The organism is Stenotrophomonas maltophilia group sp. msm1 (genome assembly GCF_032025805.1).
GTDB classification, from domain to species: domain Bacteria; phylum Pseudomonadota; class Gammaproteobacteria; order Xanthomonadales; family Xanthomonadaceae; genus Stenotrophomonas; species Stenotrophomonas hibiscicola.
On the sequence record NZ_JAVSKH010000002.1, the window covers coordinates 1,133,062 to 1,148,701 of the forward strand.

A 15,640-nucleotide genomic window follows, 5' to 3' on the forward strand; every position below is an offset into this window, starting at 1 on the left:
GACCTGCGGCCGGTGTTAGCGGTTGCGCAGCGCGCGCCGATTGCCGATGTGAGCGAACGCCAGCAGCGCGCCACCACTGGCTGTCACTACGCCATGCCAGAGCAGCGATTCCTTCAGCGGCAGATACAGAGAGGCCGACAGCAGCAGGATGGCGCCGGCGCAGGCCAGCCGCAGGGGCTGCCAGCGCCCGTGCCGGTGCACCCCGGCCGAGGTGCTCGCCAAGGCCAGCGAGGAGGCCAGCAGCGCGAACAGCCACTCCCAGCGCGACATCATCAGCAGCAATGTCATCGCGCCATGGCCGGGATGCTGGAACGAGCGCAGCGCCATCATCGCTGCCGGCACGAAGGCCAGCAGCAGGGGCAGGGCGATGCAGTGGGCGGCGCAGGCCAGGGACAGCCAGGCACCGGCAAGATCGAAGCGGGGGTGCCAGCGTGCCGAAGTTGGCGGCTGGGCCAGGGCCCTTGCGGGCGTCGTGGGGATATGGTCCATAATGTTACATAGTAACAATTGGAGACTCCCCCATGAAGCTTCCTGCTGTTCTATTCCTGCTGCTGGCTGCCAGCGCCGCACAGGCCCATGACATCCGCCAGCACGCACCGCACGTGCATGGCCAGGCAACAGTGGATGTTGCGCTTGACCAGCAAACCCTGGAATTCGCCCTTCAGGCCCCCGGCATCGGCATCCTCGATTACGAGCGGCCGCCGGCCAATGCAGCCGAGCAGGCCGCGCTGGCACGGGCGACGTCATTGCTGAAGGGCGGCAACTGGGTCACCTTGCCCACCGCTGCAGAGTGCCGTCTGGCCACCGGTAAAGCCGATGCAGAGGGTTTCGACGCGACGGCCGCCGCGCCGCCGCCGGGACAGCACCGGCACGCAGGTTTCAGCGCAACGCTGCAGTACCACTGTGCCAAACCTGCCGAGCTGCGGGCGATCGTCGTGCGCTTGCCCGTGCTGTTCCCGGGCCTGCACGAAGTCATCGTCAACAGTGCAACCGCCAATGGCCAGAACCGCAGTGTGCTGACGCCCGACAACCTGCGCGTGGTGCTGGCACCGTGAGCGCGGCACCGGTGATCTCGCTGGAAGACGTGCAGTTCGGCTACGGCACGCGGCTGGTGCTGGACATCCCGCGGTTGTGGGTCGAGCAGGGCAGCAGCGTGTTGCTGCGCGGAATCAGCGGTGGCGGCAAAAGCACCCTGCTGGGCCTGCTGGCGGGCGTGCTGCTGCCCGGCAAGGGCCGTGTCGAGGTGGCCGGCCACGCACTGCAGGACGTGGGTGCTGCGGCGCGGGATCGTTTCCGTGCCGACCAGCTGGGCGTGATCTTCCAGCAGTTCAATCTGCTGCCGTTCCTCACCGTGCGCGACAACATCGCGCTGGGCCTGCGCTTCTCGCGCCTGCGCAGCGCACGCATCAGCGGGCCGCTGGATGCCGAGATCGCCCGCCTGCTGCAGGCCCTGCAGCTCAATCCTGAGCTGATGCAGCGGCGGGCGGGTACGCTCAGTGTTGGCCAGCAACAACGCGTGGCGGCAGCGCGCGCCCTGATCGGCCGTCCGACGTTGCTGCTGGCCGATGAGCCCACCTCGGCGCTCGACCGCGAAGCGGCGACCGCCTTCCTGCAGCTGATGTCCGCGCAGTGCCAGGCGGCCGGCACCACGGTGCTGGTGGTCAGCCATGACGACAGCCTGCAGCCGTTGTTCGACCGCACCATTTCACTGTCCGAGATCAACCAGGCAGGTGCCGGCAATGCTTGAGCTTGCCTGGGCCAGCCTGCGCAGCCGCGCGTTGAGCGTGGGCCTGACCGTGCTGGTCATCACCCTCAGCGTGGTGCTGCTGCTGGGCGTCGAGCGTGTACGCACGCAGGCGCACGAGGGGTTTGCCAGCACCGTATCGGGCACCGATCTGATCGTTGGTGCGCGCTCGGGACCGGTGAACCTGCTGCTGTACTCGGTGTTCCATATCGGCGACCCGACCAACAACGTGTCCTGGCAGTCCTACCAGGAGCTGTCCGCATTGCCGCAGGTGAAGTGGTCGGTGCCGTTGTCGCTGGGCGATTCCTGGCGCGGCTACCGGGTAGTGGGTACCACTGGCGGCTACTTTGAACACTATCGTTATGGTTCCGGCCACGCGCTGGCCTTTGCACAGGGGCGGCCCTTCGATGATCTGTATGACGCGGTGATCGGCGCGGAGGTGGCTCGCGCGCAGAAGGTCGGCCTCGGCGACAAGATCGTGCTGGCGCACGGCACCGGCGCGGTCACGCTGGCCACGCATGCCGACAAGCCGTTCCGCGTTGCCGGCATCCTGCAGCGTACCGGCACGCCGGTGGATTCGTCGCTGCTGGTCTCGCTGCCGGCCATCGAGGCGATCCATGTTGACTGGCGATCGGGCGTACAGCTGCGCAGCCAGAGCGTCAGCGCCGAGCAGGCGCGCCACCTGGACCTGACCCCGACCAGCATCACCGCCTTCATGCTCGGCCTGAACTCGCGCATCTCCACGTTCTCGGTACAGCGCAGGATCAACGAGTATCCGGACGAGGCGATGCTGGCGATCCTGCCCGGCGTGACCCTGCAGCAGCTGTGGCAGTCGCTGGGCACCGCCGAGCGAGCCCTGCAGCTGATCAGTGCAATGGTGGTGCTGCTGGGCATGGGCTCCCTGGTGGCGCTGCTGGTCTCCACCCTGCAGGAGCGGCGGCGTGAGATGGCCATCCTGCGTGCCACCGGCGCGCGACCGGGTTACATCGCTGGCCTGCTGGTGGTGGAGGCGGTGGCGACCAGTGCGGTGGCCTGCGTGCTGGCCCTGTCGCTGCTGGTGGTCGCCAGCATTGCCGGGCGCGGCTGGGTACTGGCCACCTTCGGTCTGTCGATCACCCATGTCTGGCCGGATGGCCGTGAACTGGCATGGGCTGCGGGCGTGCTGCTGATCAGCGCCGTAGCCGGGCTGGTCCCGGCGTTGCTCGCTTACCGGCGCACCTTGGCCGATGGCCTTTCACCGGGAGGCTGAGCATGCGATGGATGCGGGTAGTGGCAATGGTGCTGGCGCTGGCCGCCTGTGAGCGGCCGGTGGATACCGGCGTACAGGCCTTGCCACCCTCGCCGGTCGTCGACCGCGATGACCCTGCAGGCGCTGTGGAGCAGGAGCTGGACTGGTTGCAGATGATGCCCAAGGACGAGCTGGCCGCGCTGGAGCGGGGCGAGGGCCCGGAGGTCGAGCACAACGGCAACCGGCGCATGCCGCAGTTCGGTACCTTCCGCACGGTGGACACGGTCCTGCAGCGGCCGGTGCGCCTGCCGGGTTACGTGGTGCCACTGGCCAACGCGCAGGACGGGCGGCTGACCGAATTCCTGTTCGTGCCGTACTACGGCGCCTGCATCCACGTGCCACCACCGCCACCGAACCAGATCGTGCACGTCGTACTGCCGCGCCCGATCGAGATGCCGGACATGTACTCACCGTTCTTCCTGGCAGGCACCCTGCGCGCCGAACGGTTGGATGACGATCTGGCCGGTTCGGCCTACACCATGCGTGACGCACAGCTGAGGCCCTATGAACCGTAGTCACCTGTTGCTGGCGGTGGGATGCCTGTGGTTGGCAGGCTGTACGGCGCCGGGCGGCGATGCCTTGGTGGTCGGGCCGCAGGACAAGCCGGCGCCCTCCGCCACGGCCGAAGCCCCCATCGACCGTTGGGACGCGTTGCGACCCGACGAAGTGACCTACCAGCGCCCACCCCCGCAGATCGGCCTGTCACGCAATGGCATGGATGGCGTGGGTGGCCTGATCGACGACACCGGCTCGGGCACGCCACCGGGGCTGGAGATCGACCATTCCAGCCCGGACCGGGTCAAGCAGTTCGGCTCCTCGCGCGTGGTCGACGCTGTCGACGGTCGCGCGGTGGATCTGGATGGCTACGTGGTGCCGCTCGGCACCAACGATGCCGGCCTGGTCGATGAACTGCTGTTCGTGCCGTTCTACGGCGCGTGCATCCATGTGCCGCCGCCGCCACCCAATCAGATCATCCACGTGACCCTGGCGACACCGATCGCGCTGGGCGATCTGTGGGATCCGTACCGGCTTGCCGGCCGCCTGCAGGTGAAGCGTTTCGACGCGGACATCGCCAGCGCGTCCTACGATGCCGCGGCAGCCACGCTGACGGCGATCCGCAACTGATGCGCAGTCGATGGCTCATGGCTACCGCGGTGCTGCTGGGCGCAGTTGTGCTGCTGGTGTGGTGGCAGCGGCGGGCGGCACCCGCTGCTCCGCCGGCAGTCGCGTTTCCGGCACCGGCGTCCGATGCCAGCCAGCGTATCGAACAGCGCCTGGGTGATGACCCCGCGTTTCGCAACGACGTGCTCTTCCTGCTCGCAGCAACATTGCGCGACCGCTGCCAGCCGGCGCAGGCGGGGCTGCTGGCGCGCATGGCCAATCGTGCATCGCTGCCGGTGCTGGCGGCAGTCAGCGCGGTGACCCAGCAGGACCCATCGCTGGACCGGCCGATCTACCAGTACATTCAGCACCGCGCCGATGCGACGCCGTGCGGGCAGCCGCTGCAGATGCCGTTGGCCGGTGGGCGCAGCATGGCGGTGGATATCGAACAGTACGCGCGCACGTTCCCGGACAGCTACTTCGACCCGCAGCGCAGCAGCGAGCCGCGGGATTTCGGTGGACTGCCGTTGCAGCAGCGTGCCGGCAATGCCTGCAACAGCGTGGTGTATTCGGTGCTGCCACTGGGTGGCGCCGACTGGCGGTGCAGCAGCCTGCGCGCGAATGCCCGTGCGCGGGTGCGCGGCCTGTGCGAGGACGAGCTGCGGCGCCAGCACGGGGGAACTGGCGGGGAACTGGACATGGCCGTGGGGAAGGGCATGCAGGCGGCGGTGGTATCGGCGATTGCCGCACTGCCGGAAGATTGCCGGTGATGATCCCTGACACCGGGCACGACCCGGCATGAGGGGCACGACAACATGAACATTGCCCGGGCCCCAATCTGAATTGGTGGTGCTGTTTTCATAACTATACAGGACATCCTGTATAGTTATGGCCGTATTCCACCCCCGATCAGGTTCTCCCATGGCTTTGTCCCAGCCCTTGGCCGGTGCGCCGGCCCTGTCGCGTGCCCGTCGCTGGGCACTGTTGTTCACCGTCGCCGCTGGCCTGCTGCTGGTCACGCTCGACAACTCCGTGCTCTACACCGCACTGCCCACGCTGACCCAGGAACTCTCGGCCAGTGCCGGCCAGGCGCTGTGGATCATCAACGCCTATCCGCTGGTGATGGCCGGCCTGCTGCTGGGTGCGGGTACGCTGGGCGACCGCATCGGCCACCGCCGCATGTTCCTGATCGGCCTGGTGGTGTTCGGCGTGGCCTCGCTGGCAGCGGCGTTCGCTGACTCCGCAACGCAGCTGATTGCCGCGCGTGCATTCCTGGCGATCGGTGCCGCAGCGATGATGCCGGCCACGTTGGCGTTGATCGGACTGAGCTTCAACGAAGAACGCGAACGCAACATCGCCATCGCGATCTGGGGTTCGGTCGCCATTGTCGGTGCGGCGCTCGGACCGATCATTGGCGGCTGGCTGCTGCAGCACTTCTGGTGGGGCTCGGTGTTCCTGATCAACGTGCCGGTGGTGGTGGTCGCGTTCGTGGCCACGCTGTTGCTGGCGCCGGAAGGACGGCGCGACACCTCGCGGCCATGGGACCTGGTGTCGTCAGTGCTGGCATTGGCTGCACTGTCCGGCCTGGTGCTGGCGATCAAGTCGCTGATCGCCACGCCGACCTCATATGCGCTGGGCGCAGGCGCGCTGGTGTTGGCCGTCATCAGCGGTGCGGCGTTCGCGCGCCGCCAGCAGCAGCTGCCGTACCCGCTGCTGGACTTTGCGATCTTCCGTAATCCGGCGTTCCTGGCCGGCACGCTGTCGGCGGTGTTCACCCTGTTCGCGATGGCCGGCCTGCAGTTGGTCACCACGCAGCGCTTCCAGCTGGTGGCAGGTTTCACGCCGCTGCAGGCGGGCCTGCTGGTGTCGGTGGCGGCACTGGGCAGCCTGCCCAGTGCGCTGCTCGGCGGCAGCATCCTGCACCGGGTTGGCCTGCGCCCGCTGATCTGTGGTGGCCTGGCCGGAGGTGCACTGGGCGTCGGCGTGGTGGCGTTCGGTTTCCCGCACGGCCTTGGTTGGGTGGTGGCTGGCATGGCCATCACCGGCTTCGGTATGGGTTCGGCCATCTCGGTGGCGTCCACCGCCATCCTCAACAACGTGCCGGCGCACCGTGCGGGCATGGCCTCGTCGGTGGAAGAAGTGTCCTATGAGTTCGGTGGCCTGCTGGCGGTGGCGATGCTGGGCAGCCTGAGTGCCGCAATGTACAGCGCGTTCCTGCCGGTCTCGGCCGATATGCCCGCGCTTGCCCGCGAGGGTTTCACCCAGGCGCTGCATGCCGCGCGCGAGAGCGGGCAGGGCGAGTGGTTCGCACAGGCTGCGGCCGCGTATGACCGTGGCTACCAGATCGTGCTGCTGGTGATCACGGCGGTGCTGGCGCTGGGTGCGGCGATCATCGCGCGCCTGCTGCGCGGCCGCGTCGGCAGCCGCGAGGGCGCGGCCGATCGCGTAAAATGAAGCGATGAGAACCAGCAAGCGCGATCGCATCCTCGACGCCGCCGTCAACGTGATCAATCGTGACGGCGTGCGCGCGGTGACCTTCGAGTCGGTGGCGGCCGAGGCCCAGCTGACACGTGGTGGCCTGCTGTATCACTTCCCGTCGCGCGAGGCGCTGCTGCGGGGGATCGACGAACACCTGGTACAGGCCTGGGAGACGTCGATGGAAGCATTGCTGGGCAAGACCGCCGAGCAGGCCACTGCGTTGGAGCGTTACCAGACCTTCGTGCGCGTGTCTGCCCAGAGCGCCACCCGTGCCGAGCTGATGTTCATGCTCGAATCGGCCGACCCGGACGCCGAAGAGCGCCCGTGGGGACCGGCGGTGCGTCGCTGGGCACCGCTGCCGCCGGAGGCGGGTACAGCGGAAGACAGCGCAGCGCTCGACAATTTCGTGGCGCGGCTGGCCGCCGATGGCCTGTGGATCTACGAGGCGATGTACCAGGGCCAGCTGGATGCAGGCGTGCGCGCCCGTGTTGCCGAGCGCATCGCCGGGCTGTTGGCGAAGTCTGACCGATCACCGCACTTGTAGAGTCGACTGTCAGTCGACTGCTCTTCGCTCAGACAACGAAACCCCGCGCTTCGCGCGATAGTCGACTGACAGTCGACTCTACCGCTCGCGCGTCTGCCCAGCCTGGCCCCCAGCCGCTTGCGGAACGCCTTCGACAGCGAGAATGACGGAACGTCCAGTTGAGCGGCCCGCCGGCGCGCAGACATCGCCCGTGGTAGAGCCGACCGCTGGTCGGCTGCCCTTCGGTCAGGCCACGAAAATGCGCTTCGGTAGAGTCGACTGTCAGTCGACTGCCCTTCGGTCAGACAACGAAAACCCCGCGCTTCGCGCGCTAGTCGACTGACAGTCGACTCTACCGCTCGCGCGTCTGCCCAGCCTGCGCGGCGCCCGCGGCCAGCCACGCCCTCGGCGATACCCCCAATCGCTTGCGGAACGCCTTCGACAGCGAGGCGGTATCGGCAAACCCCACCTCGATCGCCACCTGCTTGACCGCCACGCCTGCCCGCAGCTGCGCGCAGGCCAGGCTCAGCCGCCAGTCCAGCAGGTAGCTGGCTGGCGTTGCCTGCATCACGTCCTTGAACACGGCCGCGAACGCGCTGCGCGACATGCCGGCGGTCGCGGCCATGCGCGGCAGCGTCCATTCGTCCTGCGGTGCCTGGTGCATCGCCACCAGCGTGCGTGCCAGCCGCGCATCGGACAGCCCCCGCATCAACCCGTGGCTGACGCCGGCTGCATCCGGGTGGTCGACCACCCAGCGCAGGATCTGGATCAGCGCCACCTCGAACAGGCGGTTGGTCAGCAGCCGTGACCCGCAGCGCTGGCGATCGGCTTCGGCGAACAGCAGCTGCAGGGTGTCATCCAGTTCGGTGATCGCGGCCAGCGGCACCACCATCACCGGTGGCAGCGACTGCACGATCGGATTGCGCGCGCCACCATCGAAATCCAGCGTGGCACAGGTGAAATCCGGGCCGTCCAGCGGAGCGTTGAAGAACACATGGTGCAGCGGCTGCGGATACAGCAGGAGGCTGGGTGTATCGATCTTCAACCGGGGCAGCGTGCTATCGCCCCCAGGATGACGGACTTCCATCTCACCCTGGCGCAGGATGTGCAGGAACGCACGACCGGGCTGCGGCTCGAAGACATGCTGCCCGCACAGCGGGCCACTGTGGAACAGGGCCGCCTGCACCCGGAAGCGTTCCAGCAGGGAGGAGAGTCGATCTGGCGCAGGGGTGGCGGCGCGCATGCTCATGGACGTATGGACAACATATGTGGCGCATTGAGGATGTTGCGTCCAGGGAGTCTACCTAGGATGAGCGGGTCGTCCAATCCCGGGCGCTTTCCCAAGGAGATCCACCATGTCCCGTGTCCCCCTGATCGATGCCGCCAACACCACCGCCGACCGCCAGGCCCTGCTGGGCCAGGTCCACGCTGCCTTCGGCGCCACCCCGGCCATGTTCCGCGCCGTGGCCAACTCGCCGGCTGCCCTGCAGAGCATGTGGGGTTCGTTCGGCGCGCTGGGCGGCGGTCGCCTGTCGCCGCTGCTGGGCGAGCAGATCGCCGTGGCCATCGCCAACCGCAACGCCTGCGAGTACTGCCTGGCCGCGCACACGGCATTGGGCCGCAAGGCCGGCGCCAGCAGCGAGCAGATGGCTGCCGCGCAGATCGGCCAGTCCAGCGACCCGGCCACTGCGGCGGCGCTCGACTTCGCGTTGAAGGTGGTCGAGCAGCGTGCGCAGATCGCCGACGGCGACGTGCAGGCGCTGCGCGCGGCTGGCTTCGATGATGAGCAGGTCGTCGAGATCCTCGCGCATGTGGCGCTCAACCTGTTCACCAACTACGTCAACGTGGCGTTCGACGTGCCGGTGGACTTCCCGAAGGTCGCGCTGCGCTGAGGTGTACCGGGCCGGGGGACGCAGTGCTCCCGGCCATCCTCAGCGGGCGTGGCCGTCGTGCGCCTGCAGCCGCTCCGGATGGGTATACACATTGAACCCGCTTTCCCGCGCGAACCCGACCAGGCACAGGCCGGCGCTGCGGGCCAGATCGATCGCCAGCGCGGTCGGCGCGGACACCGCCGCCAGCACGCTGGCGCCGGCGCGCACTGCCTTGCTGACCATCTCGTAGCTGGCCCGGCTGGAAATCACCAGCAGGCCGCCTTCGATGGCGTGTTCGTTGTGGTGCAGGGCACCGATCAGCTTGTCCAGTGCATTGTGGCGGCCCACGTCCTCGCGTACCCAGCCGATGCGCCCACTGGCGTCGGCCCAGGCCGCGGCGTGGATCGAGCCGCTTGCCGCATTCATCGGCTGGTGCTGCGCCAGGCTGGCCAACGCCCGCTGCAGGGCGGTGGCGGAATAGCTGCGGCGCTCGCGGATCTGCGGCAGTGGGCGCAGCACTTCTTCCAGCTGGCGCGTGCCGCACAGGCCACAGCCACCACGGCCGGGCAGCAGGCGCCCCTTGTCGGGGTCGAGGTTTGCGCCGGGCGCAGCCTCGTCCACGGTCATCTGCAGCTCGACGCCTTCCAGCTGTGGGTGGATATCGATCGACAGCAGCTGCGAGGGCGCGCTGATCAGGCCTTCGCTGAGCGAAAATCCGAGTGCGAAGTCCTCCAGATCACAGGGTGTGGCCATCATCACGGCAAAGGCGGCATCGTTGTAGCGCAGCGCCACCGGCACTTCCTCGGCCACCACGTCGACCTGCTGCTGTTGCGTGCCGCCGCGCCAGCGCTGCAACGGGCGTTGGGCGGTGCCGGCAGGCGGGGTGTGCGGCGGGATCGAATCAGGCATGCAGCGCGTCCGGACAAGGGAGAAACGCGGGCGGGCCACCGCCTGCGGTTTTGAGGATAGCGCAGTGGTCGCGCGCAGACGCGGCTGTAACCGTTGCCATGGCAGGTTGTGCTGAAATCAGGCTGTGCCCTCTGGCGAAGCGCCGTGGGCCGTGCTTGACTGTGCGGCTGGTCGTGCCACTGAATGCACCGCCGGACCGCGTTGTGCCGCTCGTTGCTGCGTTCCTTCCGCCAGGTTCCCGAACATGTCCGAGCAGAAACCGCCGCGCTACAAGCCCTACAAGCAGCCGGCCGGAGGCTGGGGTGCCGCTGGTGCCACCGCCAAGGTGCTGCTGCAGCAGAGTGTGATCGGCAAGGGGTCGAAGGCGCTGCTGGCGATGAACCAGCCCGGTGGCTTCAAGTGCCCCAGCTGTGCGTTCCCCGATGCCGACGAACGCAGGAAGCTGGAGTTCTGCGAGAACGGCGCGAAGGCACTGGCCTGGGAAGCCACGCAGTTCCGTGCCGGTCGTGAGCTGTTCGCCCGGCACACCGTGACCGAGCTGATGGCGCAGACCGACTACTGGCTGGAGATGCAGGGGCGGCTGACAGAGCCGATGCGCTACGACGCTGCGACCGATCACTATGTGCCGTGCAGCTGGGACGATGCCTTCGCACTGATCGGCCGTCACCTGCGGGCACTGGACAGTCCTCACCAGGCCGAGTTCTACACCTCCGGGCGCACGCCCAACGAAGCGGCGTTCCTGTATTCGATCTTCGTGCGCGAGTTCGGCACCAATAATTTCCCGGACTGCTCGAACATGTGCCACGAGCCGACCAGCCGCGGGCTGCCGCCGGCCATCGGGGTGGGCAAGGGCACCATCGTGCTGCAGGATTTCGATCACGCCGAGGCCATCTTCGTGATTGGCCAGAACACCGGCACCAATTCGCCGCGGATGATGAGCAACCTGGTGGAGGCACGCAAACGCGGCATCCCGATCGTGGCGGTCAACCCGATGCCCGAGCGCGCGCTGATCCGCTTCGCAGAACCGCAGGACGTGGTGCAGATGGCCACGTTCGGTTCGACAGAGATCAGCAGCGAGTTCGTGCACATCCGCATCGGCGGCGACCTGACCTGGCCCTGATCAAGGGCATGATGAAGGTGATGTTCGAGCGCGAGGCGCAGGGTGAGCGTGTGCTCGACCATGCATTCCTCGCCGAACACACGGTGGGCCTGGAGGCGCTGCGCGACGACGTGATGGCGCAGGACTGGGATCAGATCGTGCAGGTGTCCGGCATTTCGCAGGCGCAGATCCGTCGCTGTGCGGAGATCTACATCCGCTCCAATGCCACCGTGATCTGCTACGGCATGGGGCTGACCCAGCACCAGTACGGCTCGCGCCTGCTGCAGCAGGTCGCCAACCTGCTGTTGCTGCGTGGCAACTTCGGCAAGCCCGGTGCTGGCATCGGGCCGATCCGGGGCCATTCCAATGTGCAGGGCGACCGCACTGTCGGCATCGATGAAAAGCCGAAGCCGGCCTACCTGGACCGCGTGCAGCAGGTATTCGGCTTCGACCCGCCGCGCGAGCATGGCCATCACGTGGTCGAGTCGATCGAGGCGGTGCTGGATGGCAGTGCCAAGGTGTTCATCGGCCTGGGTGGCAACTTCATTCATGCGGTGCCTGATACACCGCGCGCGTACGAGGCAATGCGCGGCCTGGACCTGACCGTGGGCATCGCTACCAAGCTCAACCGTGGGCATCTTGTTCATGGCCGCGATGCGCTGATCCTGCCGGTGGTGGCGCGCTCGGAGCGCATCGTCACGCCGGCCGGCGAGCAGTTCATCACCATTGAAGACGCGATGTCCAATGTGACCGCCTCGCGGGGCGTACTCGAGCCGGTCAGCCCCGATGTGTTGCCCGAGGTCGAGATCGTCTGTCGCATGGCGATGGCCACGCTGCCACGCAGCAGGGTCGACTGGGCAGGCTGCATGCACGACTACGCACACATCCGTGAGTTGATCGCGGCCGTGTACCCGGAGATCTACACCGGCTTCAACCAGCGCATCCAGCAGACGCACGGCTTCCATCTGGATATCCCGCCGCGTCGCCGCGTCTGGCCCACGCCCAATGGCAAGGCCAACATCCTGGTGATGCCTGGCCTGGACGTGGATGATCCGGTTCACGACCCCGACATGCTGCGGCTGGCCACCGTGCGCTCACACGATCAGTACAACACCACCATCTACAGCTACAACGATCGCTATCGCGGCGTGTACAACGATCGCATGGTGCTGTTCATGAACATCGAGGACCGGCTGGCGCGCGGGCTGCGGAAGGAGGCGCTGGTCAGCCTGGAGACGATCAGCAGTGATGGCGTGCAGCGACGCATTGAAGGCTTGACCGTGCTCGATTACCCGATGCCGCGCGGCGCGCTGGCCGGCTACTACCCCGAACTGAACCCGTTGCTGCCGCTGGATTACCACGACCGGATCAGCGGCACCCCCGCAGCCAAGTCGATCCCGGTGCGGATGCGGGCGATGCCGGCGGTCACCTAGCAGTGGATCAATCCAGTCCTATGGGCTTCCGGCATGTGGATTGGGTTCATCCAGCGCAAAGGAGCAACGGAAATAGTTGGCGGTATCCCGCCAGGCGCCAACGATCGGTTCCTGGATCTGCGCCAGCAGTTCACGGGCCTTGACGGGATCGTTGGCCTGGCAGGCGAAGTACGCGAATGATTGCAGGTTCCATGGCGAGGGATAACGTGACAGCACGTCTTCGAAGCCGCGTTTCATGGTCGGCCAGTTCACTTTCGACTCGGTGAACAAACGGTCCTCGTACTCCCGCTGCGAGGCGACCCAGTAGATACGGGCGTACAGCATGTATTGGTCCTGCGGTGGGGCCGCAGCCATGACCCTGCGTGCATAGGCTTCCAGGCCAGCCGGATCGCCGCCCCACTTCGGAGCGAAATAGCGCACGGCAGCAAAGTAGAGCGGGAAGTAGCCCGGATAGCGCGCGATGCCTTCGTCATGCAATGCGAAGAAGCGGTCTGCATCCCAACTCTGTTCGATTGCCCGGTGTTCCATCGACTCGTACCAGTACGGGTCCGTGCTGGCGATGTCCTTGTACTTCAGCAGGTAGTCAACGGCCTGCTGCTGCAGCGCCTTGAACGGAGCCCAGTCCTCTTCCTTCACCGTATTTGCATAGCCGGGGCCGCGGATGCTCCATCCCTGGTGGCTGAGCATCTCAGCCATGGCCAGGCGCGCCGACGGCGACCTGGGGTAGCGCGAGATCCATGCCTGCACGAGTTTCTCGCGACCCTGCCAATAGGCCGGGTCACGGTTGCTCATGCTGAAGGCATAGCCGATGCCAACGTAGTACGCCGAGAGCTTCCAGACACCGCTGCTGAAGTAGCGATCCGTATCCCGGTAACGACTGGCGAGTTGCTCCAGTCTGGCGAAATCCTGCTTCTCCAGCAGTTGCTTTGCCTGCCGGGAGACTTCGGCGCGTTCGCTTGCTTCATCTTCACCGGATGCACCGGCGTGGGCGATGGTCGCGCACGACAACAACAGCATCACAAGCAGTGTTCGCATGAATCCATTCATGGGAGAAACTCCGTGTCAGGGACAGGGGCATGGCAAGGCAGTGGGCCACGATCGCCATCTCGCCATAGCAGGGGCCGTCGCGCAAGTCGGCAGCGTGGCTGCCAGGCGGGCGTGGGCGCTGCCACCCCATGCTGTGCAGTTGTGCATCGGCTATCATCGGCGGGTGAACCTGCCTGGCCTCATACTGCGATGGATGCTGCTTGTTGCCCTGGTGCTGAATGCACCGGCGCTGGCGCTCGCCGCGTCTTCCTACAGCGGTCCGGCCAGCCAGGACCATTGCGTGGCACCGCACTCGGCCGGGATAGCTTCGGCGGGGTGTTGCGATGATGCAGGTCCGGCGGCTTGCCAGAGTGGCCAGTGCGAATGCCCGCCGGCGTGCTTGGGCATGTTGGCAACGCTGAACGGGACACCAGCCTCCCTTTGGCGCGGGGCGCCCGCTCCAGCCAGTAGCCAGCAGCGCGCGCCCCCGTTGATGCCGGATCCGTTACGTCCCCCCATCGCGTGAATTCCTGCAGGCCTCAAGCGCCTGCCATGACTGTTCGACTTTCTCTCGACGCTACCTGCGCCTTCAATGCGTGGGTGGCGGGCCGCTTTGCCCGCCTCTGCAAAGGAATCACTCAATGAACCGTACTCTTTCCCTCGGCCTGCTGCTGGGCACCGTGCTGGCCACGACCGCCTGCGCTCGTGCCGCCGAAGAATCCTCCGCGGCACCGGTCGCGAGCGAAGCACCGGCACCGGCCCAGGCCAGCCCGGCCAAGATCGATCCAGCCTTGCCGGTCGCCATCGTGCACAAGACCGCCAGCTGCGGTTGCTGCGGCATCTGGGTCGACCACCTGAAGGCCGCCGGCTTCCAGGTCGATGTGCGCGACACCGATGACATGAATCCAATCAAGGTCCGCCTGGGCGTGCCGGTCGGCAAGGCCTCCTGCCATACCGCCGAGATCGGCGGTTACGTGGTCGAGGGTCACATCCCGGCCGAGGACATCAAGCGCCTGCTGGCCGAACGCCCGGCCGCGCGCGGGCTGGTGCTGCCCGGCATGCCAGCCGGTTCGCCGGGCATGGAAATGCCGGACGGCTACGTGCAGCCGTACACCGTCGAGCTGGTGCGCACCGACGGCAGCACCGAGCCGTTTGCCCAGCACGGTCAGGGCGGCTGATGGACGGAGGGTGCCGGTCGTGCTGACGGGCACTCTCCGACGCGTCTTGTGTAGAGCCGAGCCTATGCTCGGCTGTGTTTGGCCGGCAAGCCGAGCATGGGCTCGGCTCTACAGGATCAGCGTGCCGTGGCCGTTTCCTTGGCCAACTGCGCGTCGAACTTCTTCTCGGCCGCATCCGCGTAGGCTTTGCAGCTCAGTACCTTCTCGCTGGCGTTGCTGCCAGCAGCATAGTTCCAGTTGCTGGCGCCCGGATGCGGAGTCAGCAACAGGTCGCAGGGCAGGCCGCGCACCATGGCGAAGCTGCGTCGGTAGTCCTGGACCAGGCGGGGATAGCGGGCGTTGCCCTGGAGCTGGTAGCCCGGCGCGCTCAGACTGTCGGCATAGGCGATGCGCACCGGCTTGCCATCGCGGGTATCGGTCCAGGTCCAGGCAGTGCTGCCCGGGGTGTGTCCCGGCATGAAGTGCGCGGTGAACGCGATGCCGCCCACGTTGACCACCTCGCCATCCATGATGATGCGGTCGGGGCTGACCGGCGGAAAGGTGATGCTGTCGCCAAAGTGCAGGTCGTTGCTGCCACCGCGCGCCAGCAGCACCGCCGTTTCTGCATTGGCCGCCACATGCGCGCCGGTGCGACGCTTGAGCTCGGCGACCGGGCCGGCGTGGTCGGCGTGCGCATGGCTGAGCAGGATCAATCGCAGGTCCTGCGGGGCCACGTCGCGCAGCTTCATGTTGTCCAGCAGGTGACCGGCCATCTGCGGCATGCCGCCGTCAAGCAGCACCGCACCGTCGGCGGTCTGCACCAGTAGCGCGGTCAGATCCTCGGTGCCGATCTGCCAGGTGTGGTCGGCAATCTGCAGCGGTGCCATCGGCTGCAGCCATGAACTGTCCACCGTGTAGGCCCGGAGCTGGGGCAGCGGTTCGTCGGCGGCAGTGACATCAAAGGCAAGCGTGGCAGCCAGGGCGAGGGTAGTCAGGCAGAGGCGCATGGCA

At 67.0% G+C, this 15,640-nt stretch carries 15 protein-coding genes and 1 pseudogene; 11 read left to right on the top strand and 5 right to left on the bottom strand.

Translation table 11 applies throughout. From position 1 onward, the window contains the following. Window positions 1-15: 15 nt before the first annotated feature. On the bottom strand, window positions 16-489 hold the full coding sequence (locus ROV95_RS12850; protein WP_019659826.1) for a MerC domain-containing protein: 474 nt from the start codon (window positions 487-489) through the stop codon (window positions 16-18). Window positions 490-521: 32 nt separating this feature from the next. On the opposite strand from ROV95_RS12850, the gene ROV95_RS12855 reads away from it, so the two are divergent. From ROV95_RS12855 to ROV95_RS12890, 8 genes are all read left to right on the top strand, one after another. Then, window positions 522-1,055 (top strand): DUF2796 domain-containing protein, encoded by a 534-nt coding sequence (locus tag ROV95_RS12855; RefSeq protein ID WP_134729095.1) that lies wholly within the window; start codon window positions 522-524, stop codon window positions 1,053-1,055. After that, window positions 1,052-1,747, top strand: coding sequence for an ATP-binding cassette domain-containing protein (locus tag ROV95_RS12860; protein ID WP_312544720.1), 696 nt, complete (start codon window positions 1,052-1,054; stop codon window positions 1,745-1,747). Before ROV95_RS12855 ends, ROV95_RS12860 begins: the two co-directional genes overlap by 4 nt. Continuing rightward, complete coding sequence (locus ROV95_RS12865) at window positions 1,740-2,993, top strand: ABC transporter permease (protein ID WP_227844288.1); 1,254 nt, start codon at window positions 1,740-1,742, stop codon at window positions 2,991-2,993. The genes ROV95_RS12860 and ROV95_RS12865 overlap by 8 nt, the downstream gene beginning before the upstream one ends. A 2-nt stretch (window positions 2,994-2,995) precedes the next feature. Next, on the top strand, window positions 2,996-3,547 hold the full coding sequence (locus tag ROV95_RS12870; RefSeq protein WP_043396119.1) for a DUF3299 domain-containing protein: 552 nt from the start codon (window positions 2,996-2,998) through the stop codon (window positions 3,545-3,547). Then, on the top strand, window positions 3,537-4,157 hold the full coding sequence (locus tag ROV95_RS12875) for a DUF3299 domain-containing protein (protein WP_312544723.1): 621 nt from the start codon (window positions 3,537-3,539) through the stop codon (window positions 4,155-4,157). Before ROV95_RS12870 ends, ROV95_RS12875 begins: the two co-directional genes overlap by 11 nt. Further along, a complete protein-coding gene (locus tag ROV95_RS12880) occupies window positions 4,157-4,903 on the top strand; it encodes a hypothetical protein (RefSeq protein WP_312544725.1) in 747 nt (248 codons plus the stop codon). The genes ROV95_RS12875 and ROV95_RS12880 overlap by 1 nt, the downstream gene beginning before the upstream one ends. A 151-nt stretch (window positions 4,904-5,054) precedes the next feature. Next, window positions 5,055-6,587 carry an MFS transporter gene (locus ROV95_RS12885; RefSeq protein WP_312544726.1) on the top strand — a complete coding sequence of 511 codons (1,533 nt, stop codon included), beginning with the start codon at window positions 5,055-5,057 and terminating at the stop codon, window positions 6,585-6,587. A gap of 4 nt (window positions 6,588-6,591) precedes the next feature. Continuing rightward, window positions 6,592-7,155, top strand: a complete 564-nt coding sequence (locus tag ROV95_RS12890) for a TetR/AcrR family transcriptional regulator (protein WP_312544727.1) — start codon at window positions 6,592-6,594, stop codon at window positions 7,153-7,155. A gap of 331 nt (window positions 7,156-7,486) precedes the next feature. On the opposite strand, the gene ROV95_RS12895 is transcribed toward ROV95_RS12890, so the two are convergent. Then, the gene (locus ROV95_RS12895) at window positions 7,487-8,383 is read right to left on the bottom strand and encodes an AraC family transcriptional regulator (protein WP_312544728.1); all 897 of its coding nucleotides are present in this window, start codon (window positions 8,381-8,383) and stop codon (window positions 7,487-7,489) included. 106 nt (window positions 8,384-8,489) lie between these two features. On the opposite strand from ROV95_RS12895, the gene ROV95_RS12900 reads away from it, so the two are divergent. Then, window positions 8,490-9,026 carry a peroxidase-related enzyme gene (locus ROV95_RS12900; protein WP_019659816.1) on the top strand — a complete coding sequence of 179 codons (537 nt, stop codon included), beginning with the start codon at window positions 8,490-8,492 and terminating at the stop codon, window positions 9,024-9,026. Between the two features lie 39 nt (window positions 9,027-9,065). Here the strand turns inward: ROV95_RS12900 and fdhD are convergent, their stop codons facing one another. Beyond that, a complete protein-coding gene (gene fdhD, locus ROV95_RS12905) occupies window positions 9,066-9,914 on the bottom strand; it encodes a formate dehydrogenase accessory sulfurtransferase FdhD (protein WP_312544730.1) in 849 nt (282 codons plus the stop codon). 244 nt (window positions 9,915-10,158) lie between these two features. Here fdhD and ROV95_RS12910 point away from each other — a divergent pair. After that, a pseudogene (locus ROV95_RS12910) lies at window positions 10,159-12,446 on the top strand (FdhF/YdeP family oxidoreductase). A gap of 18 nt (window positions 12,447-12,464) precedes the next feature. Here ROV95_RS12910 and ROV95_RS12915 read toward each other — a convergent pair. Further along, a complete protein-coding gene (locus ROV95_RS12915; protein ID WP_245151398.1) occupies window positions 12,465-13,481 on the bottom strand; it encodes a DUF4034 domain-containing protein in 1,017 nt (338 codons plus the stop codon). A 632-nt stretch (window positions 13,482-14,113) separates the two neighbouring features. Between ROV95_RS12915 and ROV95_RS12920 the strand changes: the two genes are divergently transcribed. Beyond that, on the top strand, window positions 14,114-14,650 hold the full coding sequence (locus ROV95_RS12920; protein WP_019659812.1) for a DUF411 domain-containing protein: 537 nt from the start codon (window positions 14,114-14,116) through the stop codon (window positions 14,648-14,650). Between the two features lie 116 nt (window positions 14,651-14,766). On the opposite strand, the gene blaL1 is transcribed toward ROV95_RS12920, so the two are convergent. Continuing rightward, window positions 14,767-15,636 (bottom strand): L1 family subclass B3 metallo-beta-lactamase, encoded by an 870-nt coding sequence (gene blaL1 / locus ROV95_RS12925; RefSeq protein ID WP_134729117.1) that lies wholly within the window; start codon window positions 15,634-15,636, stop codon window positions 14,767-14,769. Between the last annotated feature and the right edge of the window lie 4 nt (window positions 15,637-15,640).